17 protein-coding genes are annotated in these 21,145 nt (G+C 62.0%); 7 read left to right on the top strand and 10 right to left on the bottom strand.

The window, feature by feature from the left end:
- Position 1: 1 nt before the first annotated feature.
- Genes rnc through rpoZ form a run of 6 tightly spaced genes read right to left on the bottom strand, consistent with a single transcriptional unit; the run spans position 2 to position 5,095 of the window.
- On the bottom strand, positions 2-751 hold the full coding sequence (gene rnc / locus HY17_RS09925; protein ID WP_081813080.1) for a ribonuclease III: 750 nt from the start codon (positions 749-751) through the stop codon (positions 2-4).
- Positions 748-1,158 (bottom strand): holo-ACP synthase, encoded by a 411-nt coding sequence (gene acpS / locus HY17_RS09920; protein ID WP_034766245.1) that lies wholly within the window; start codon positions 1,156-1,158, stop codon positions 748-750. Before acpS ends, rnc begins: the two co-directional genes overlap by 4 nt.
- Positions 1,155-1,910, bottom strand: a complete 756-nt coding sequence (locus HY17_RS09915) for a pyridoxine 5'-phosphate synthase (protein WP_034766244.1) — start codon at positions 1,908-1,910, stop codon at positions 1,155-1,157. Before HY17_RS09915 ends, acpS begins: the two co-directional genes overlap by 4 nt.
- A complete protein-coding gene (gene pyrE / locus HY17_RS09910) occupies positions 1,910-2,491 on the bottom strand; it encodes an orotate phosphoribosyltransferase (protein ID WP_034766243.1) in 582 nt (193 codons plus the stop codon). The genes HY17_RS09915 and pyrE overlap by 1 nt, the downstream gene beginning before the upstream one ends.
- The gene (locus HY17_RS09905; RefSeq protein ID WP_081813079.1) at positions 2,481-4,736 is read right to left on the bottom strand and encodes a bifunctional (p)ppGpp synthetase/guanosine-3',5'-bis(diphosphate) 3'-pyrophosphohydrolase; all 2,256 of its coding nucleotides are present in this window, start codon (positions 4,734-4,736) and stop codon (positions 2,481-2,483) included. Before HY17_RS09905 ends, pyrE begins: the two co-directional genes overlap by 11 nt.
- An 8-nt stretch (positions 4,737-4,744) precedes the next feature.
- On the bottom strand, positions 4,745-5,095 hold the full coding sequence (gene rpoZ, locus HY17_RS09900; protein ID WP_034766242.1) for a DNA-directed RNA polymerase subunit omega: 351 nt from the start codon (positions 5,093-5,095) through the stop codon (positions 4,745-4,747).
- Between the two features lie 157 nt (positions 5,096-5,252).
- Between rpoZ and HY17_RS09895 the strand changes: the two genes are divergently transcribed.
- The 7 genes from HY17_RS09895 (at position 5,253) to HY17_RS09865 (ending at position 12,508) form a co-directional block, all read left to right on the top strand.
- Complete coding sequence (locus HY17_RS09895; RefSeq protein ID WP_034766397.1) at positions 5,253-5,822, top strand: NYN domain-containing protein; 570 nt, start codon at positions 5,253-5,255, stop codon at positions 5,820-5,822.
- 89 nt (positions 5,823-5,911) lie between these two features.
- Positions 5,912-7,369 (top strand): amidohydrolase, encoded by a 1,458-nt coding sequence (locus tag HY17_RS09890; protein WP_081813091.1) that lies wholly within the window; start codon positions 5,912-5,914, stop codon positions 7,367-7,369.
- A 211-nt stretch (positions 7,370-7,580) separates the two neighbouring features.
- Positions 7,581-8,723, top strand: a complete 1,143-nt coding sequence (nadA, locus tag HY17_RS09885) for a quinolinate synthase NadA (protein ID WP_034766241.1) — start codon at positions 7,581-7,583, stop codon at positions 8,721-8,723.
- A gap of 71 nt (positions 8,724-8,794) precedes the next feature.
- Positions 8,795-9,259: a hypothetical protein gene (locus tag HY17_RS09880; RefSeq protein WP_034766240.1), complete on the top strand. Its 465-nt coding sequence runs from the start codon at positions 8,795-8,797 to the stop codon at positions 9,257-9,259.
- A 1-nt stretch (position 9,260) separates the two neighbouring features.
- The gene (locus tag HY17_RS09875; protein ID WP_051599905.1) at positions 9,261-10,802 is read left to right on the top strand and encodes an L-aspartate oxidase; all 1,542 of its coding nucleotides are present in this window, start codon (positions 9,261-9,263) and stop codon (positions 10,800-10,802) included.
- On the top strand, positions 10,799-11,653 hold the full coding sequence (gene nadC, locus HY17_RS09870; protein WP_034766239.1) for a carboxylating nicotinate-nucleotide diphosphorylase: 855 nt from the start codon (positions 10,799-10,801) through the stop codon (positions 11,651-11,653). The genes HY17_RS09875 and nadC overlap by 4 nt, the downstream gene beginning before the upstream one ends.
- Positions 11,654-11,698: 45 nt before the next feature.
- Positions 11,699-12,508: an SDR family oxidoreductase gene (locus HY17_RS09865; protein ID WP_034766238.1), complete on the top strand. Its 810-nt coding sequence runs from the start codon at positions 11,699-11,701 to the stop codon at positions 12,506-12,508.
- Positions 12,509-12,585: 77 nt separating this feature from the next.
- Here HY17_RS09865 and HY17_RS09860 read toward each other — a convergent pair whose 3' ends face one another.
- The 4 genes from HY17_RS09860 to HY17_RS19410 all read right to left on the bottom strand — a co-directional run bounded on the left by HY17_RS09860 (position 12,586) and on the right by HY17_RS19410 (position 21,130).
- On the bottom strand, positions 12,586-13,668 hold the full coding sequence (locus tag HY17_RS09860; RefSeq protein ID WP_065382903.1) for a cell wall hydrolase: 1,083 nt from the start codon (positions 13,666-13,668) through the stop codon (positions 12,586-12,588).
- A gap of 428 nt (positions 13,669-14,096) precedes the next feature.
- Positions 14,097-16,790, bottom strand: a complete 2,694-nt coding sequence (ppdK, locus tag HY17_RS09855; RefSeq protein WP_051599904.1) for a pyruvate, phosphate dikinase — start codon at positions 16,788-16,790, stop codon at positions 14,097-14,099.
- Between the two features lie 216 nt (positions 16,791-17,006).
- Positions 17,007-19,130: a glycine--tRNA ligase subunit beta gene (glyS, locus tag HY17_RS09850; RefSeq protein WP_034766237.1), complete on the bottom strand. Its 2,124-nt coding sequence runs from the start codon at positions 19,128-19,130 to the stop codon at positions 17,007-17,009.
- Between the two features lie 104 nt (positions 19,131-19,234).
- Entirely contained in the window at positions 19,235-21,130 is a 1,896-nt protein-coding gene (locus HY17_RS19410) for a caspase family protein (protein WP_051599903.1), read from the bottom strand.
- Between the last annotated feature and the right edge of the window lie 15 nt (positions 21,131-21,145).

The raw sequence follows: 21,145 nt of genomic DNA, 5'->3' as shown, positions 1-21,145 counted from the left end.
TCTATCCTGCCAGCGATTGGAGCAGCAGGGCAGCGGCGCTGCGCTCGGCTTCGCGTTTGGAAGGCCCGGTCGCCACGGCACTGCCGCGTCCTTCGACCTTCGCTTCAATTTCATAAATGGGCTCATGATCCGGGCCTGACCGGCTCAACACGTCATAGTCCGGCAACGGAAGGCCTTGCCCCTGCGCCCACTCCTGCAGCAGGGTTTTCGGATCCTTTGTTTCCGCCGGAGCCGATGCGAATTGCGGGGCCCAAGCCTTCTCGATGAATTTGCGCGCTGGCGACAGGCCACCATCCTTGAAGATCGCGCCAATCACCGCCTCGCAGGCATCCCCCAGTGTGGATTCGCGCGAGCGGCCGCCGGCAGCTTCTTCACCATCGGACAGCAAGATAAATTCCTGAAGTTCCAGGTGACGCATGGCATCCGCACAGGCGCCCTTCTTGACCAGACGATTGAGACGCGGGGCAAGCTCGCCCTCGCTCTCCATCTTGCGACGCTCCATGAGACGTTCAGCGATAACAAGGTTCAGCACCCGGTCGCCAAGAAATTCGAGACGCTGGTTGGATTCCCGAACGGGGTCACCGCCGCCTACCGCGCTTGGATGCGTCAGTGCGCGAACCAGAAGTTTCGGGTCCTTGAACTTGTAGCCAACCGCGTCCTGTGCCGTCTTCAGGCGGTCATCGGACAGCGTGGGGACACCATTCTTTCCCTTGCTGCGCAAGCGGGTGCGTTTCGGACGAGCGGGCTTCATTTGCCACTCACCGGGATCGCTTCGATGATCACGTGCGCTTCGGCCCATGGATGATCGTCCGTGATCGTCAGATGAATGATGGCCTGATGGCCTTCAGGCATCATCGCTTCGAGGCGCTTGGCTGCGCCACCTGTCAGCGCGAGCGTTGGCTTGCCGGTCGGCAGGTTTACAACGCCCAGGTGTTTCCAGTGCACCCCTCGGCGCGGCACGCCCGTGCCGAGTGCCTTGGCGCAAGCCTCCTTGGCGGCGAAGCGCTTGGCATAGGTCTCTGCTGTGCGGCGGCGGCGGCGCGCCAGCGCAATCTCCGTCTCCGTGAAGACGCGCATTTCAAATCGCTCGCCGAAACGTTCCAGCGTCTTCTCGATGCGCTCGATATTGCAGAGATCATTCCCGATACCGATGATCATGCGCTCACCTGATTTCTGGCATCATCCATGAGACGGCGCATTTCACGAATCGCCTCTTCGAGGCCAATGAAGATCGCCTCACCAATAATGAAATGCCCGATATTCAATTCGGCGATCTCAGGGATGGCCGCTACCGGGCCAACATTATCAAAGGTCAGGCCGTGACCGGCATGGGGTTCGATCCCGCGCTTGCGAGCTTCGTCCGCCGCGGCCTGAAGGCGGGCGAGTTCAGGCGCAGCCGCTTCGGCGCCGCCATCGATCCACAGCTCCGCATAGCGCCCTGTATGCAGCTCGACGACCGGCGCGCCGAGCACTTCGGCCACTGCGATCTGGACAGGATCCGGCTCAATGAACAGCGACACGCGGGCCCCGGCATCGCGCAGCTGGCGAACGATGGGGGAAATCTGGTTGTGAAGACCGGCGACGTCGAGGCCGCCCTCCGTGGTGCGCTCCTCGCGCTTCTCGGGCACGATACAGGCTGCATGCGGACGGAACCCGCAGGCGATCGCGGTCATTTCTTGGGTGGCCGCCATCTCCAGATTGATTGGCAGACTGGAGGCGGTCCGAATGGCTTCCAGGTCGCCATCACGGATGTGACGGCGATCTTCGCGCAAATGGATCGTGATGCCGTCCGCCCCAGCGGCCGCTGCAATCTCGGCGGCCCGCGCCGGATCGGGATGCGCACCGCCGCGGGCATTCCGGATGGTCGCCACATGATCGATGTTCACCCCAAGGCGCAGCCGCCCGCTCATCAGGCAAGCCCTCGCGAGCCTGGCTTCACAGCCGGCATCAGCGCCAGTTCGGGAGGCAGGTCGTCCGCGTCATAGTCAGGGAAATTGACCGAAGCGAGTGAGACCAGTTCACAGCCAACATCGGCACGTCCGCCGGAGCGATCGATGATGCAAGCGCCGCCAACCACTTCGCCCGGCAGCTTTTCAAGCGCCTCGACGGTCTCACGGAATGACAGGCCGGTCGTGACAATATCTTCAGCGATCAGCACGCGCTCGCCTTCGGCGATGGAGAAGCCGCGGCGGAACTGAAGCTGTCCGTCCACGCGTTCAGCAAAAATGGAACGGCATCCAAGCTGACGGGCGAGTTCATAGCCCGGAATGATGCCGCCCACGGCCGGGCCAGCGACTACGTCGATCTTGCCGAACTTCTCGGTCAGCTTGTTCGCGAGCGCCGCACAGAGTTTCTCGGATTTGTCCGGCTGGGAGAAGACCAGCGCCTTCTGCAGGAACACCGGGCTGCGGCGCCCGGACGAAAGGATGAAATGCCCTTCCAGCAACGCCCCTGCCTCGCGAAACACCGCGAGCACTTCTTCATTGGTCATCATCACCCTCCTGGTCACGCACTGCCCGGTCGACCACTGCGAGCGACCGGAGCGCGGCCAGTATCTGCGTCAGGCGTTTCAGGTCTTCAACCTCAATTTCCATGACCAGCTCTGTGAAGTCCTTCTGGCGGTCCACCGTGGCAATATTCACGATGTTCCCGTTGGACTGAGCCACGGCCGCACAGAGTTTGGCCAACACGCCGCGTGTGTTCGCGGCATTGATGCGAATCCGCCCCACAGCCATGGCATCTGTACGGGCGAGCTCAGTCCATCTGAGGTCGACCCAGAGCTCTGGCTTGTCATCGTATTCGGCCAGTTTGGGACAGCTCGCCACGTGCACCACGATGCCTTGGTCCGGCACCTGAACCCCCATAATCCGGTCGCCCGGCAACGGACAGCAACAATGGCCGAGATGCAGCGTCACGCCGGGGGTCAGGTCGTGGCCCGATACCAGCAGAGGGGCGTGCTGGGAATCGACCTTCGTCTTCGACGGGTCGCCCATCGGCTCGGCCTTGTAGCCCGGGAAGGCTGCCTGGATCACATCGGCGGAACTGATCCGGCCGCGCCCGACCGCTTCGGCCATTTCTTCGCGCGTTTCAAACCCGGCAAGCTGAGCCGTGTGGGTCATCTTCACATCGACCGGGTCGATGCCGGCGCGGCGCAGGGCCTGATTGATCAGGCCTTCACCGAGGCGCCGGAAATCTGCGGTATCCCGTTCACGGACCAGCCGGCGAAGCGCGGACCGCGCGCGGCCCGTGATCGCCAAGCCTTCCCAGCCATGGACGGCCGCCGGAATCTTGCCCCGGATGATCTCGACAACATCACCATTCTTGAGCGGCCGCCGCAGCGCTTTGACCTCGCCATTGATCTTCACACCCACGCAGGTGTCGCCAACGGCCGAGTGGACGGCATAGGCAAAGTCCAGCGGCATTGCCCCTGCCGGCAGGATGATCAGCTTGCCCTTTGGCGTGAACGTGAAGACATGCTCTCGGTACATTTCGAGCTTGGCATGCTCAAGGAATTCCCGCGCATCTGCGCCGTCGTGCAGGAGGCTGGAGATTGTCTCGAGGCTGGCAGCGGGGTCGAGGCCAGCCGCCTTCGCAGACTCCGCATCGAAGCCATACTGCTTGTTCTTGTAGCCCCAGTGCGCGGCGACGCCGAACTCGGCGGTCTGGTCCATCGCCTCCGTCCGGATCTGCAGCTCCACGCGGCGATTGCCCGAGGCGCGCACCGTCGTATGCAGGCTCTGATAGCCGTTCGGCTTAGGTACGGAAATGAAATCACGGAACCGGTCCGGAATGCAGGCCCACAGAGTATGGACTTCACCAAGTACGCGATAGCATTCCTCCGTAGACCGAACGATGATGCGGAACGCGAAGAGATCGGCCACGTCGCGGAAGGAAATGGATTTGCGCTCAAGTTTCCGCCACAGCGAGTAAGGCGCTTTCCGGCGCCCTTTGATACGGCACTGGATGCCGGCCATTTCCATCAATTGCGTCAGGTCAGCCCGGATGCGTTCGAGATCGTCTGCATTTTCCAGCGCCAGCTCTTCCTGGCGATACAGGATGGCCCGGCGCGCTTCCGCGTTCAGTTCCTGGAAAGCCAGATCCTCCATCTCGGCAGCCAGTTGGTAAAGACCGACACGGCGAGCAAGAGGCGCGTAGATGTCCATCGTCTCGCGCGCAGTCCGGTAACGGCTTTCCGGCTTCTTGCGGAAATGCAGTGTACGCATGTTGTGGAGTCGGTCTGCCAGCTTCACCAGAAGAACGCGGATGTCGCTGGTTGTCGCGAGGATGAATTTCTGAAAGTTCTCGGCCTGCGCCGCTTCTTTCGAAGAGAATTCGATCTTGTCGAGCTTCGTAACGCCATCAACCAGTTCGGCCACATCGGCACCGAAACGCACTTCGATTTCGCCGATGTCGATTTCTTCAACGTCCTCGACGACGTCGTGCAGCAGGCCTGCCACGATGGTGATCTCGTCGAGATGCACATCGGCCAGCAGGCTTGCTACTTCCACGGGATGGGAATAGTACGCGTCGCCAGAGTCGCGCTTCTGCTCGCCATGATGGGTTTTCGCAAAATCGTAAGCTGCGCCCAGCAGCTCGGACTTCACGCGCGGATGATACGCGCGGACCTTGGCGATGAGTTCTTCGCGGGTGAGGACATGGTGTTCACCCACGGCCTCAGTGGCCGGTGGTGCTTCGCCAGCCCCTTTGTCCTTGGCGGAAAGGGTGCTGCCGTCCATCGAACCTCCTAGAGCCGGTCGTCGCGCCCGGATTCGAGCTCAGCCTGGTAAGCGCGCATGACGTCTTCTTCGGTTGCCGCCGGAGCAGCTTCGAGGGCCATACGGTCTGCTTCGCGCTCGTTCTCTTCGCCCGGACGAATGTCCTGCAGGCCGGAGATCAGCGCTTCTTTCACCACTTTCAGGTCAACCGACTGATCAGCGATCTCGCGCAGGGAGACGACCGGATCCTTGTCATTGTCGCGGTCCACAGTGATCGGCGAGCCTTCGCGGATCATGCGGGAACGGTGCGCGGCAAGCAGCACAAGGTCAAAACGGTTCGGCACCTGCTCGATGCAGTCTTCGACAGTCACTCGGGCCATGGATTCAGAGTCTCCTTTGAACCGCCCCTTATATGCAGCGCAACAAGGCCGCGCAACCCGTCCCTTGCGCCCGATTGCAGCGGAAACTAAGCTGTCCGGCTATTACTTTGCACAATTAATGGCCGTTCCCGCAGCAGCGGAGATTTCGAGGCTTATCATGGCGTTTTACAAGGATGAGCGCCTGGCGCTCTTCATCGATGGGGCAAACCTTTATTCCTCGGCCCGTGCACTTGGGCTCGAAATTGATTTCCGAAAACTTCTGAAGGAATTTCAAGGTCGTGGCCGCCTCTTGCGCGCCAGCTACTATACCGCGCTGGTCGAGAGCGATGAATACAGCCCGATCCGCCCGCTGGTCGACTGGTTGGCCTATAACGGGTTCAGCGTGGTGAAGAAGGCCGCGCGCGAATACACCGACCGCGAAGGCAGAAAGCGCCATCGGGGCAATATGGACGTCGAACTGGCCGTCGATATGCTCGAAGCGGCAGCTCATGTGGATCATATCGTCCTGTTCAGCGGGAACGGCGATTTCCGGCGTCTGATCGAGGCGGTAAAGGCCAAAGGTGTACGGGTCTCGGTCGTTTCAACGAACACATCCAGCCCACCGATGGTGGCGGATGACCTGCGCCGGGAGGCAGACGCCTTTATCGAACTGGAAGACATCGCCGAAATGATCGCCCGGCCGCGGCGAGACCAGCCGGATGCCCCGGCGCTCGACGAAGACGACTAAGCGATCCACATCCGCGCTCAGCGGCCACACTTGGCACTCAAGGAAACCTTGCTAGGGTCTTCCAATCTGTTTTCCGGAGATCTGCCATGTTGCGCCCTGCTCTCGTATCCACACTCGCCCTCGGCCTTGCCATTTCCGGATGCTCCAGGAGCCAAGCGCCTGCGGCTACTGCGCCAGCCAATGCTGAATCCACGAGCCCGGCGACAGAATCCACGGCGTCAGAAACGGCCATTGTCCAGCCAGCCGCCATGTCGGTCCGCGAGGTTGGCACGCCGGAACAATCTATCCTCGATCTCTACCTTCAACTTCACCAGGCTCCGGAACTCTCATTCAAGGAGGCCAAGACTTCATCCATTCTTGCGAGCGAACTGGAAACCCTCGGATTTGAGGTCACGACCGGCGTTGGACAGGATTGGGTCGTCGACAAGGCGACACGCGACATAGGCGAAGTCAAACCTGGCGTGGGCGGCTATGGCATCGTTGGTGTCCTCAGGAATGGCAATGGCCCGACGGTCCTGATCCGGACGGACATGGACGCTCTGCCCGTGCCTGAACAAACCGGTGTGCCTTACGCCTCTACAGTCGAGGCCCAAACCTGGACCGGCGTGGAAAGCAAGGTGATGCACGCCTGTGGTCACGACGTGCACATGACATCCTGGCTCGCAACGGCCCGTGCGCTCGTCGCCCAGAAGTCCAAATGGAAAGGCACACTGGTCATGATCGCCCAGCCTGCCGAAGAAATCGGCCTGGGCGCCGAAGCCATGCTGGCCGACGGCCTGTTCGAGCGCTTTCCGAAGCCTGACTACAACCTCGCCCTGCATGTCTCGGCCGATGCGCCTTCCGGCACGGTGGTCTATTCCACGGGCTATGCCATGGCGAATGTCGACAGCGTGGACATCCATGTGAAGGGCATTGGCGGGCACGGTGCCTATCCCCAGGCGACCCGCGATCCGATCCTGATCGGCTCCCACATCGTGACCGCCCTGCAGAGTCTTGTCGCCCGCAACGTTGATCCGCTGGACAGCGCCGTTGTGACGGTCGGCTCTTTCAAGGCCGGCGCGAAGCACAACATCATTCCGGACGAGGCGACGCTGCTGCTGACGGTCCGCTCCTACGATGATGAAACCCGCCAGATGCTGCTCGACGGCATCCAACGCATCGCCAAGGCTCAGGCCGCCGCCTTCGACGCACCGGAACCGGAAATCACCATCGAGTCCGACTATACGCCCTCCACGTACAACGATCCCGGCACAACCGGACGGGCGATGAAGGCGGTCAGCAAGAAGCTGGGCGCGGAGTATGTGACCCAGGTGAAGCCGGTTATGGGCGGAGAAGATTTCTCCCAATACGGTCGGACGGCTGACAAGATCCCGAGCGTGCTGTTCTGGGTCGGCGCGGTGGAACCGTCGAAGTACGCCAAGGCCAAGGCGGATGGCATGCCGCTGCCATCCCTGCACTCTTCGCTGTTCGCCCCAGACTATGCCCGCACCATCCAGACCGGATCGGATGCCATGACGGCCGCAGCATTGGAACTTTTCAAAGACTGACGCCGCGCCACCCTCAACTTTCTGCGATTGCGTTTTCGCGCCGGCTACGCTACACCCCTTTTGCTCAGAGTGCGCAAAAGCTTCAATTGCTTGTCGCACGAGCGCCCTGATCCCGGACGTTTGAAGGTATTCCCCTTGAAACGCACACTTTCGGGGCCACATTATACTCAAATCGAGCAAAAGTGCTCGGTTGGTCAAAGGAGGACGTGACATGGCTCGTCTGATCGATTCTGGACCTGGCTGCCCTACCCCCACGCCGCTGCGCGGCCCGAATGCGGCTGAGGCTCGTGGCCTCAGCTATGATGATGCCGTGCGCGCAGAAACAGACCATCTCTATCCGCTGGTCAAAGATTTCGTGACGCCGATGGAGTGGCCGGCCATTGCCCCGCTCGTCGCTGCGATCAACCGACTGAAAGTTCAGAAGAACGCCGTCATCCTGGCGCACAATTACATGACGCCGGACATTTTCCGTCTGGTCGGCGACTTCCGGGGCGACAGCCTCCAGCTCGCCCGCGAAGCGTCCAAGGTCGATGCCGACATCATCGTCCAAGCCGGCGTGCACTTCATGGCCGAGACCTCCAAGATCCTCGCCCCTGAAAAGACCGTCCTGATCCCGGATACACGCGCAGGCTGCTCGCTTGCCGCCTCGATCACGGGCGCGGACGTCCGGCTGATCAAGGAAAAATACCCGAACTATCCGGTCGTCACCTATGTAAACACGACGGCCGACGTGAAAGCCGAATGCCACATCACCTGCACCAGCTCCAACGCAGCGCAGGTTGTGGAAGCCGTTGCAAAGGAATGGAATACCGACACCGTCATCCTGGTGCCGGACCAATATCTCGCCAAGAACGTCGCCGCCCAGACTGATATCCGTATCATGACCTGGCCGGGTGCGTGCGAAGTGCACGAGATGTTCAGCGCCGAAGACGTTCACCAGCTGCGCGATGCCCATCCGGGCGTCGTCATTCTGGCCCACCCGGAATGCCCGCCAGACGTCCTGGAAGCCGCTGACTATGCCGGTTCCACGGCAGCTCTCGCCAATTATGTGGCTGAGAAACACCCGCCGAAGGTCGTGCTGCTGACGGAATGCTCGATGAGCGACAATGTCGCCGCCGAGAACCCGGGCACGAACTTCATTCGCCCGTGCAATCTGTGCCCGCACATGAAGCGCATCACGCTGGAAAACATCTATGATTGCCTCGTGACGGGCGAGCATGAGGTGACCATTCCGGAAGACGTGCGCTTGCGTGCCAAGGAAGCGCTCGATGCCATGATGGCCCTGCCGCGCATGGAGAAGCCGCTCGACTTCGTGACTGGACTTGCACCCCTCGAAATCGAGATGGTGGTTTAAGCGGCTGGGGCGTTGGCGTATCCCGCCGCCGGGTCTAGGTTATGCGTGTGAGGACAAATAGGAGTGGCAGCATGACCTCCCGCCTGGCACGCATGACCGCGCTCGCGCTGGCGGGTACCCTGCTGGCAACAACGCCGGTTCATGCCGGAACTGAAGACGATGCGACCGACGTGCTCGGCACGTGGAGTTTCCGTACAAAACCCTATCGCGGTGGTGAATGCCTGATGACCGGCACAATGTATCTCACCCCTCACCCGGAACCGGACCAGTTCACCTGCGAGCTGACAGCGGTGGAAGTGTGCTCCGTCTGGGGCCGCTCCGTCGTACGCCAGTCCTGCAAGGCGCGCCGCTTCGGGGACCAGCTCTCCATTCGTTCCGAGATCGAGGAAATGCTGGAATCCAAAGTCGAGGGTCTGATCTATGTGCCCGACAATTTCACCCTCACCATCGAGTCGGCCGACCGCATGTTCGGCGCGCTTGTCTCGGCGGTGACCGCTCCGGCGGAATTCCGGCGCGCAACGAACGGTATTTCCTGACTTGGCGGACGGGCAGCATGTTCAGACCCTGACGGCAGATGCACACGCCGGCAGTGATGTCCTGATCGTGGGAGCGGGCCTCGCCGGCCTGTTCCTGGCACTGAAGCTCGCTCCGCGTCCCTGTATCGTGATCTCGCCGGCACCTCTCGGCCAGGCTGCTTCATCAGCCTGGGCACAGGGCGGCCTTGCCGCAGCCCTTCACCCGAACGATAGCCCGGAACAGCACGCGGCCGACACGATCGCGGCGGGCGCCGGGCTTGTGGATCCGATCATCGCCCGCCTGATCGCCGAGGAAGGCCCGGCCCGCGTTCGCGACCTGATCGCGCTTGGCGTGCCTTTCGATCGTACGCCCGATGGCGCCCTCGCCCTGTCACTGGAAGCTGCCCACTCCCATCCGCGCGTTGCCCGCGTGGCCGGAGATCTTGCAGGCAAGGCCATCATGGACGCGCTCGTCGCGGCCGTTCATTCCGCCTCTCACATCCGTATTGTTGAAGGCGTGCGCGCTGTCGGCTTGATGCAGGACGATCAGCTGAATGTTGCGGGCGTCATCCTGCGCGACGCCGCTGGGCGGCTGTCGACGCAGACAGCCCGCGAAACCGTGCTGTGCACCGGCGGCTCAGGCGGCCTGTTCCAGGTCACCACCAATCCGCCTGCCGCGCGCGGCGATGCCATCGCCATGGCCTGGGAGGCCGGCGCTTTGGTCGCAGATCTGGAGTTCGTTCAGTTCCACCCGACAGCCATCGATATCGGCCGCGATCCGGCACCGCTCGCCACCGAGGCGCTGCGCGGCGAAGGCGCCATCCTGCGCAACCGCGATGGCAAGCGCTTCATGGAATCCTATCATGAACTGGCTGAACTCGCCCCGCGCGATGAAGTGGCACGCGCGGTCCATACCGAGCGCACATCCGGCCGCGGCGCTTTCCTCGATTGCCGAGAAGCCGTCGGGGAACATTTCCCCGAACACTTCCCAACCGTTTTTGCTGCCTGCAAATCGGCTGGCATAGACCCGCGCGTGGACATGATCCCTATCGCCCCGGCAGCGCATTATCACATGGGAGGTATCGTGCCGGACTTCTGGGGCAAGTCCTCCCTGGATGGTCTCTCCGTCTGCGGAGAATGTACGTCCACCGGCGTACACGGCGCCAACCGGCTCGCCTCGAATTCACTGCTCGAAGCCGTCGTCTTCTCACATCGCATTGCCGAGCGCCTGCGAGAGGCAAAACTGCCGGACATCAAAGCCAGCAAGGGGCATGTGCCTGACGCGCTGCCGCATGAAGCCCTGCAGGCCTTGCGTTCAGCAATGTCGCAAAACTGCGGTGTGGTCCGTGATGCGAGCGGGCTCGCCGAAGTGGCAGAGCTGATTGACCAGCTGCGTGAGCAACATGGTCCGGCCCGCGCAATCACGTCCGCAGGCCTGATCGTAAAAAGCGCACAGGCTCGGCACGAAAGCCGCGGCGGCCACTACCGTTCCGATTTTCCCGAAACCGGCGAACCGCATCGCCAGTTCCTCCAACGCCCCTTCAAAGAGAGCGTTCCCTCATGACTCAAGTTCCGCCCCCTCTTCCCGACATTATCCTTGATCCGATCGTGCGCCTGGCGCTCGCGGAAGACCTTGGCCGCGCAGGTGACCTGACAACCGACGCGACCATCGCGCCTGACACCCAGCTGAAAGTCGTCATCGCCGCGCGCCAGCAAGGCGTGATCGCGGGACTGGACGCAGCAGCCTACGCGCTGAAACTGATCGACCCGTCCGTAAAGCTGACCATTGAAATGCCGGATGGCTCCGTACTGGAAAAGGGCGACGTGGTCGCGCGCCTGGAAGGCTCTGCCCGGTCCATCCTGATCGCTGAACGGACCATGCTGAACTTCCTTGGCCGCCTCTCCGCCGTGGCCACCATGACACGCACCTTCGCCGACAAGATCGCGCACACAAAAGCGATAATTGTCTGTACACGGAAAACTACGCCAGGCCACCGCGCTCTCGAAAAGCGCGCCGTACGTTGTGGCGGCGGCACAGCTCACCGCTATGGCCTCGACGACGCCGTCCTCATCAAGGACAATCACATCGCGGCCTGCGGCTCGGTCTCCACTGCGCTGGAACGCGCAAAAGCCTATGCCGGACATTTGCGGATGATCGAAGTCGAGGTCGATTCGCTAGACCAGCTAAAAGAAGCACTTCCGCACGGCCCACATGCTGTCCTGCTGGACAATATGAGCCCCGACACGCTGCGCGAGGCCGTCGCCATGGCCGGCGGCAAGACCGTGCTGGAAGCATCAGGCGGGGTGAACCTCGATACAGTCGCCGCAATTGCAGAGACGGGCGTTGATTTCATCTCGGTTGGCGCGCTCACCCATTCGGCGCCGAACCTTGACCTTGGAATGGATGTGGTCTGACACTGCGCTTATTGGGCAACTGCCCGCGCAGGAGGGATTTCAGACATGGCCAGCGCAAACGGCCGCAAGAGCATTTTTATCACCGGCGCCGCCTCCGGGATCGGCGCGGAAACGGCGCGCTTCTTTTCCGAAAAGGGTTGGTTCTGCGGTCTCTATGACGTGAACACCGCCGGCCTCGCAGACGTGGCCAGCGAACTCGGCCCCGGCAATTCCGTCTATGCGAAGCTGGATGTGCGAGATCGCAATGACTGGGCTCTGGGCGTGAAGAGCTTCTCGGAAGCCACCGGCGGCAAGATGCATGTCCTGTTTAACAATGCCGGTATCGGCCGGCACGGCTGGTTCGAGGAAATCTCGGGCGAAGACAACGACCTCGTTGTCGACGTGAACGTCAAAGGCGTCATCAATGGCGTGCAGGCCTGCCTGCCGCTACTGAAGGAAACGGAAGGCGCGCGCATCGTCAACACGGCCTCCACAGCCGGGATAGTCGGCTCGCCGCGCCTTGCCGTATATTCAGCCACGAAATTCGCCGTCCGCGGATTGACCGAAGCGCTCGACGCGGAATTCCGGGATCTCGACATCCGCGTCACCAGCCTGATGCCCTGGTTTATCGATACACCGATCCTGGACATGGGCACCGCTGAAGGCGCCAATGTGAAGATGGCAGACGAGATCCGCGAGAATGGACAAGACGTTTATCCGGTCTCCCTGGCTGCTCAGCGGGCATGGGACGCAGCGCATGGTGACGACATCCACTATATGGCGGGCAAAGCGGCACAACGGGCGAAGTTCATCAGCCGCTGGGCGCCGGGCCTGATCCGCAATCAGGTGAAAAAGTCCGTCCCGCCGCGCGACTGATCCCTCCATGCCTGTAAGGCAAACAAAAAAAGCCGCCAGTGATATGCCGGCGGCTTTTTCATTGTCTGGATTTCAGATCAGCGCATGCCGCCTGATGCGGTCACAGCTTTCGCAGCCTGCGCAGCGGCGTAGGAATCAACGCCCATGTCGTTCGAGGCGACCTCGAACGATCCTTCGGTGGCCGTCGTAAGGCGCGGGGCACCATTGGTGATGGTGCGGGTCGATGTGGTCACCGTGGCCGGAGCTGCAGAAGCTTCGACCTTGGCAGCCACTCTCATCTCATCCGCGGTGGCTTCGCGCAGGACGGACAGTGATTCCGCATTCAGGTCCTTGGTTTCCGCCGCAGCGACCACAGGCGCCGGGGCGGACCGCGACGCGCTCGCACTGCGGACCTTCGCCCACTCGGAGCCGCGCGGGAAACGGTAGAACACATGCAGGCCGATCTTGTCGGTCTTGATCAGGCCCGCGCTCCACACCGGATCGACATAGGTCGCGTGATAATGGGTTGCGCCGCCCGTACGATCCTCGGCGAGGTTCATCAGGACGTGGGCCGCAATCTCCTGTGCCTGTTCCCAGGCTGTGCCTTTCGGCTTGCGGCCAAGGGCGCCATCACAGGTGAAGGTGAACTGGCAGCCGGTCGTCCGGGTCGCACCCTGGAAGACCACGCCGCACGCGGTGTCCGGATAGCGATGGTCGCGCATCCGGTTGGAAATCACTTCAGCAACAGCGAGCTGACCAGCCAGCGGCTCGTTGCGGGATTCGTAATAGATCGCCTGCGCCATGCAGTGCGCTTCGGAGTCGAGCGCTTCAGCGCGCTTCAGGTGCTCCGGCTTGAACGAGACGAGCGAGGCGATTGCCGCACCATCCCGGTCACGCTTGGCGTAACGGCTCATCGAGGAGGCTGTGTCGCGCTCCAGAGTATATTCGACTGTGCGAATCCACGGCGTGTCCAGCAGCGACGGTGCATGGTCGGCCAGGCGGACGCTGGCGCCGCCATCTTCGATCTGCGCAAACCGCTGAGCCTGCTCGCTGAAATCTGCTTGAGCGCGAATATCGGACTGAACCGAGCCGATCACAGGCAGGGTCACAGTCGCTGCCACCGCGCAGACCGCTACGGTCGCGCCGCGAATGACAATATCGCGCTGTTCTTCGTTCGTCATAGCCATCCACCAACGCTTGAGCTTCCCTTGGAGCCCACGCATTGACGACAGGGTCGCCTGACGTGGTTGAAGATTCCTTAACATCACCGCTCTCCCCAGGTCCCGGTGGGCGATATAATTCCGCCCTGTTGTGCAGTTCCGGGACTGCTTGGTTTGACTGTTTCCGGCGGCTTTTACCGCCCTTTCACAAGCGGAATATGCTGCCGAACAGCTACCTAGCAAGAAGCTCGCCAGAGTTTGGAGTGACAATTCCGTCAGGTGAAATTCGCCTCACAAGCGAATTAATTCGGTGTAATTTACGCCGGACCCTCAACTTGTTGATTTTTCGTAAAATTTCTACGTTTGTGACAAGAGGCATGTTGCGGTGCGAAAAAGCGGCTGTGGCACGATTACCACAGCCGCTCGCAATCGATTCGGGACCGTAACTGTCAGCTGTCTGATTCCGAGAGGGCAGCGTGTGCCGCGGCGAGACGCGCAATCGGCACCCGGTAAGGCGAACAGGACACATAATCGAGGCCCGTACGGTGGCAGAAGGCCACGGAAGCCGGATCGCCGCCATGCTCACCGCAGATGCCCAGTTTGATGCCTGGACGGGTGTTCCGGCCCCGTTCAGCGGCCGTTTTCACCAATTCGCCCACGCCTTCCTGGTCCAGCGTGACGAAGGGGTCTTTTTCGTAGATTCCCTTGTCTTCATAGATTTTCAGGAAGCGGCCGGCATCGTCGCGAGAGATGCCTAGCGTGGTTTGGGTCAGGTCATTCGTACCGAATGAGAAGAAGGCGGCCGACTGGGCGATATCGCCGGCGCGCAGGGCTGCACGCGGCAGCTCGATCATCGTGCCGACGAGGTAGTCCAGCGTCACACCGGTTTCCGCGAACACGGCCTTGGCCTGCTCATCGACCACGGCTTTCAGGATCTGCAGTTCGCGGTGTGTCGCGACCAGCGGGATCATCACTTCCGGCACCGGCTTGCGGCCCGTTTCATTGGCGATGTTCACAGCCGCCTCGAAGATGGCGCGGGCCTGCATTTCGTAGATCTCCGGGTATGTAATACCCAGGCGGCACCCCCGGTGGCCGAGCATCGGGTTGCTTTCATGCAGATCGGAGGCACGGCGCTTCAGCTCTTCAACGCTGACGCCGGACGCCTTGGCAACGTCTTCCATGTCCTCATCGGTGTGCGGAAGGAATTCGTGCAGCGGCGGATCGAGCAGGCGGATAGTCGCCGGGCGGTCTTCCAGGATGCGGAAGATCTCCTCGAAGTCGCCGCGCTGCATTGGCAGAAGCTTGTCCAGCGAGGCGCGCCGTCCGGCCACATCGTTCGACAGGATCATCGCACGCACTTCGGGGATGCGGTCTTCTTCGAAGAACATGTGCTCCGTGCGGCAAAGGCCAATGCCTTCCGCGCCGAACTCAACCGCTGTGCGGGTATCGAGCGGTGTTTCGGCATTGGCCCGCACTTTCAGGCGGCGGGCCGCATCGGCCCAGGCCATCAGTGTGCCGAAGTCACCCGAGAGGTCCGGCTGCACCATGTCCACAGCGCCCAGCATCACCTGGCCGGTTGCACCGTCCACAGTGATGACATCGCCCTTCTTCACTTCGCGCCCCATGACGCGGAACACGCCCGCCTTGCCATCAACCTGCAGGCCGCCGGCACCACAAACGCAGGGACGTCCCATGCCGCGCGCCACAACAGCGGCGTGGCTGGTCATGCCGCCACGTGCGGTGACGATGCCGCGCGCAGCGTGCATGCCCTTGATGTCTTCCGGGCTCGTCTCGATACGGACGAGAATGACATCTTCGCCCTTCTCGGCCCACTGGAAGGCTTCATCGGAATCGAACACGACCTTGCCGACAGCCGCGCCGGGGCTGGCCGGCAGGCCGACCACGAGCACATCGCGCTCGGCGTCTTCAGAGATCGTCGGGTGCAGTAGCTGGTCCAGCTGCGATGGCAGCAGGCGCAGCACGGCGTCATTTTCGCTGATCAGGCCTTCGCGGGCCATGTCCACAGCAATCTTGAGAGCAGCCGCGGCGGTGCGTTTTCCGCTCCGCGTCTGCAGCATGTAGAGATTGCCGTCCTCGACCGTGAATTCGAGGTCCTGCATGTCTTTGTAGTGGCGCTCCAGCGTGTTCGCGACATCGCGCAGCTGGGCATAGACTTCCGGCATGGCCTCTTCCAGCGGGGCGTCTTCGGAGCCCAGCGTGTCAGCCCGCTCGCGCGAGATCGGGGCCGGGGTGCGGATGCCCGCCACCACGTCCTCGCCCTGTGCGTTGATCAGGTATTCGCCATAGAAGATCGGATCGCCGTTCGACGGGTCGCGCGTAAAGGCCACGCCCGTGGCGGAGGTTTCGCCGAGATTGCCGAACACCATGGCCTGCACGTTCACCGCCGTGCCCCATTCGGCCGGGATGTCGTTCAGCTTGCGATAGGTGATCGCGCGGTCGTTCATCCACGAGCCGAACACGGCCGAGATGGCGCCCCACAGCTGTTCCTTCGGATCTTCCGGGAAAGGCTTGCCCAGCTCTTTCTCGACGGCTTCCTTGTAGTGCACGATGATCTTCTTCCAGTCATCGGCGGTCATGTCGGTATCGAGGTCGATGCCCTGACGGTCCTTGTACTCGTCGAGCAGGTGCTCGAACTCGTCATGGCTGATGCCCAGCACGACGTTGGAATACATCTGGATGAAGCGGCGATAGCTGTCATAAGCGAAGCGTTCACCGGCCTTCTTGGCGAGGCCGGCGGCCGAGGCTTCATTGAGGCCCAGGTTCAGAACCGTGTCCATCATGCCCGGCATCGAAGCGCGGGCGCCTGAGCGCACAGACACGAGTAGCGGATTTTCCGGATCGCCGAAGCCCTTGCCGGATTTCTTCTCCAGATCGGCCAGCGCCTGGTCGACCTGCGGGGCGAGCGTGGAGGGATATTCCCGCTCAAGCTCGTAATAGGCCGTGCATACAGCGGTGGAGATCGTAAAGCCCGGCGGCACCGGCAGGCCCAGCTTGGCCATTTCGGCAAGGTTTGCACCCTTGCCGCCCAGCAAATTCTTCATGGAAGCGTCGCCATCGGCGGTGCCCCCGCCGAATGCGTAAACCCAGGTCTCTTCCGCGTGCTTCAGTGCTGCTTCACCCATGGTGTCCTCTTCAATTATCTGCGCGCGTCTCTGCATGCCCGCTCGCGCGCGAGGGGATTGCAAACCCTATGCTGCATCGCAGCGCCAATTGCCAGCGGCCGAAAGGTCGCTTATGCCCTGACAACGTTGTTTTTCGTCACATAGCTGTATCAAATCGCTCTGGCCCGCACCAGACAGGGAAAATCTGTTCCGATGCGGGACGGCAGCCCCGTCGGCTCAGCCTTCGATCTGGGAAAAATCGGCCACGCGATGCAGCGTGTCACGGATATCGGCCAGCAGCGCCAGGCGATTCGCCCGCACGGCGTCGTCCTGATCATTGACCATGACATGCTCAAAGAAGGCATCGACCGGCCCGCGCAGCTTGGCGAGTTCGGTCATGACGGCCTCGAAATCCTCGTTCTTGAGGGGCTCTTCGATGTCGTGGCGTACCTGGCCCAGCGTCTGGTGCAGGTGGATCTCCTGATCCGCCCCGGCATCGATCAGCGCCCCGTCGACGACGAGATTGTCAGGCAGCGCGCCTTTCTTCTCCTCGGCCTTCAGGATGTTCGCAGCGCGCTTGTAACCCGCCAGCAGGTTCGCGCCGTCTTCGGTTCCGAGGAAGGCGCCGAGCGCCTCGACCCTGCGGGTGATGAGCACCAGATCGTCCTCGCCGAGCGCAAAAACAGCATCGATCAGGTCATGCCTCTGGCCCTGATCCCGGAGGTATTGCTTCAGGCGGTCAGCAAAAAAGGAGAGGAGGTCATTCGTTTCTTCAGTTCTGAATGCACCTTCGACGGCCTCTCGAACCGATTTTGAAGGCCCCGGGCTCTTCGAACCCTTCGGGAACGCCATTCTTGCCGAGAACAAAATGTCAGCAAGATTCAACCGCGTCCCGTTTTCCAAAACAATCCGAACCACGCCCAGCGCCGCACGGCGGAGAGCAAACGGGTCTTTCGAGCCGGTCGGTTTCTCGTCGATGGCCCAGAAGCCGACCAGCGTGTCGAGCTTGTCGGCGAGGGCGACGGCGATGCCCACCGGGTCGGTCGGTACGATATCACTTGGGCCCTGCGGCTTGTAATGGTCGCGGATGGCGTCAGCCACAGCAGCAGGCTCACCCGCTTCCATCGCATAGTAGCGGCCCATCACGCCCTGCAGTTCCGGGAACTCGCCGACCATTTCTGATACGAGGTCCGCCTTAGCGAGGCGCGCGGCGCGCTCGGCGAGGTCCGGATCGGCGCCCACTTTCGGGGCGAGTTCGCGGGCGAGCGCCGCGACGCGCTCAACCTTGTCGCCCAGCGAGCCAAGCTCTGCCTTGAACGCAATCGTCGACAGCTTCTTCGCCATCTCTTCCAGCGGCTTGGCCTTGTCGAGGTCCCAGAAGAAGCGGGCATCGTCGAGGCGGGCGGAAAGGACGCGGGAATTGCCCTCGGCCAGCTTCTTACCGCCATCGGTCGCCTCGATGTTCGCCACCACTATGAAGTACGGCGCGAGCTTGCCGGTCTTTGCATCGTTAACGGCGAAGTATTTCTGGTGCGTGCGCATGGAGAGCTGGATCACTTCCGGCGGCAGGCTCAGGAAATCCGGATCCATGTCGCCCAGCACGACCACCGGCCATTCGGCGAGGCCCGTCACTTCTTCCAGCAGGCCCTGGTCCTCGATCCATTCGAGTCCGGCCTTTTTGCAGACGGCTTCGATCCCCTTGAGGATCACTTCGCGGCGGTCGGCCCGCGTCAGCTTCACATGGCCGGCGCCTTCCAGCTGCTTGGAATAATCCTCCCAGCCCGTCACCTTATACGGCCCGCGGCCATGCACTCGGTGGCCCTCGACTTCATTGCCGCTGGTAATACCGTCCACATCAAACGGCACGACTTCGCCATCCAGCACGCAGGTGATCCGCTGCAGCGGGCGCACCCAGCGCAGGTCTCCGGTGCCCCAGCGCATCGACTTCGGCCAATGGAAGCCGCGGATGATCGCAGGCACCGTCTCGGCGATGATGTCCTTCGCGTCGCGGCCGGGCGTCTCGATCACGGCGACATAGAATTCGCCTTTCTTCGGATCGGAGTGCACTTCGGCCTGGCTGATATCGCTGAGCCCGGCGCCGCGTAGGAAGCCTTCGACCGCCTTGTCCGGCGCGCCGACCTTCGGGCCCTTGCGCTCTTCCTTCACATCGGCCGATCGCTCGCTGAGACCGTTGATCGACACGGTCAGGCGGCGCGGGCCGGAACAGGCGGCCAGCAGCTTCCATTTGAGACCGGCCTCTTTCAGGGCCTTCTCCATGGCATCGCGCAGGTCGGCCTCCGCCTTTGCCTGCATGCGCGCAGGAATTTCCTCGGAAAAGAGTTCTAGAAGCAGCTCAGCCATAATGCCCTGCAGTGTTCAGGAAAGATAAGACCGCCACGGCTTACAGGCGCCCGCACACGGGTCAAGCGGCAGGTCTGTAGTTGGGCCCGGATAAGGAGAGGTTTCTAGGGCGCCGGCTCGCCGGTTTCCTCCGGCGCGAACTCCGTCTCGAAGGTCAGCTGCCACAGTTGGAGGTGCGCGCCTTTCATCGCCGCGGCGACCATCTTGCCGTCCGGCGAGAACACCGCCCAGTTCGCCCCGAAGGCGCCGAGGTCCTGGAGTTTGGCCAGCATGGCCCCGTTCCTTGCGTCCCACAGCCGGGCCGACAGGTCATCCGCGCTGGTGACGACCATTTCGCCATCCGGGCTGAACGCGGCATTCCACAAGGGGCCGTCATGACCTTCGAGCTCAATCGGCTCGCCCGTATCGCTCCAGATGCGCGCCGACCCATCGGCGGAGGCGACCAGCACCCGATCCGCCGTATCATCGGATTCCGCATAGGTCGCCGGCACCGGGCCGGACTCAATCGTGCGCACCAGCGATCCGTTGCTGGAATTGAAGAGGCGCACCGTGCCGTCGTTCGAAGCGGTCAGCAGGCGGTTGCCCAGCGGGCTGTAGTGAACGGACCGTACGGCTGAGGAATGCGTGTCGATCCGGAAGGCTTCCTCGCCGGTCGCCACCTCCCACACCCGCACAGTGCCATCATAGGAGGCGGTGACCACGCGTTCGCCATCCGGACTGAAATCCGCGAAAGACACATCGCCCGTATGACCGGTCAGTACCTGCACCGGCGGGCCGCCGACCGCGCGCCAGATACGGGCGGTATCGTCCTGAGAGGCCGTGACCACATATTCCTCGTCCGGGCTGAACTGCACCGACAGGAGGGGTTCGGTATGACCTTCCAGAACGGTCAGCCCCCCGAATTCGGAAGGCGACATGCCCACCACCCAGATCCGCGCCGTGTTGTCGGCCGAAGCGCTGGCCAGGAACCGGCCGCTGGGGCTGTAGTCGAGGCCATATATCTCGTCGGTATGGCCCTGCAGGTCGGCATACCAGGAGGCCGATTTGAGCTTCAGACGCTCCACAGCGCAGGGCGGATTGGACAGGTAGCGCTTCGCCACGGCGGCAAACTTGCCGTCCGGATATTTCTTCAGATGCTCGCTGTACTTGGAACAGACGTCCATCTGCACATAGCCGGCGCTGGAAATGTAGATCCAGTCTTTCTCTTCCTGGTCCATCTCCCCGAACTGGCACTGGCCGGAGAAGCAGAAGCGGGGATCAACATCGGAATAAACCGCCGGCTTCTGGGAGTGCTCGACACTGGCGGCGAGTTCGGCAACTTCCTCGCTGGCTTCGCCAACGGCGAAAGACAGCGGGAAATTCGGATCGCGCAGTTTCGGCAACAGGCTGCGGGTAAAGACGGAATACGGCGCCTCATCTTCCGGACCGAGCCGGTCGAGCGCCATCTGGTTTGCGCCGGCGGCATACACGACCAGCGTGTCGCTCGTGATCCCTGTGCGGGCCATGCCCTTGGTCATGCTGCGCGTGCCAGTGTCGAAGGGATTATCCCGGCAGGCATCGACCACTGCGAACACCATTTCCGGCTGCCGGGCCCGGATTTCGTCCAGGATTTCTTCGCTCAGCGAGATTGTCCGCTTCCGCAAACCCAGCAGGGAGCTGTGATACGGCGCATCCGACAAGGCGAGATAATTCTGCCCACCATCCGACCAGCCATGGCCGGAGAAGATGAAAGCCACCCGATCACCCGGCTCGATCGTCTGCAGGAACGCATCGAACTGTTCCAGGAACGTATCCGTGTCCGGGTTGATCAGGGGGGTGACTTCAAAATTCAGGTCTTCGGCAAAAACGCCAGCATAGCCGTTCGCATCGCCAACCGTCTTCTGCAGGTCTGTCAGCTCGGCATATTCGCCCACCCCGACGATAAAGGCGCGGTTGGTTTCAGCAGCAGCCGCCAGAGACAGGCAGACCGGGAACAACAGCAGGCTGATCGTCCGGAACATCTGAATTCCTCCCAC

It is taken from the genome of Hyphomonas sp. CY54-11-8, from assembly GCF_000682735.1.
In the GTDB taxonomy this organism is placed as follows: Bacteria; Pseudomonadota; Alphaproteobacteria; order Caulobacterales; family Hyphomonadaceae; genus Hyphomonas.
This window is presented reverse-complemented; position numbering and strand designations above follow the sequence as displayed.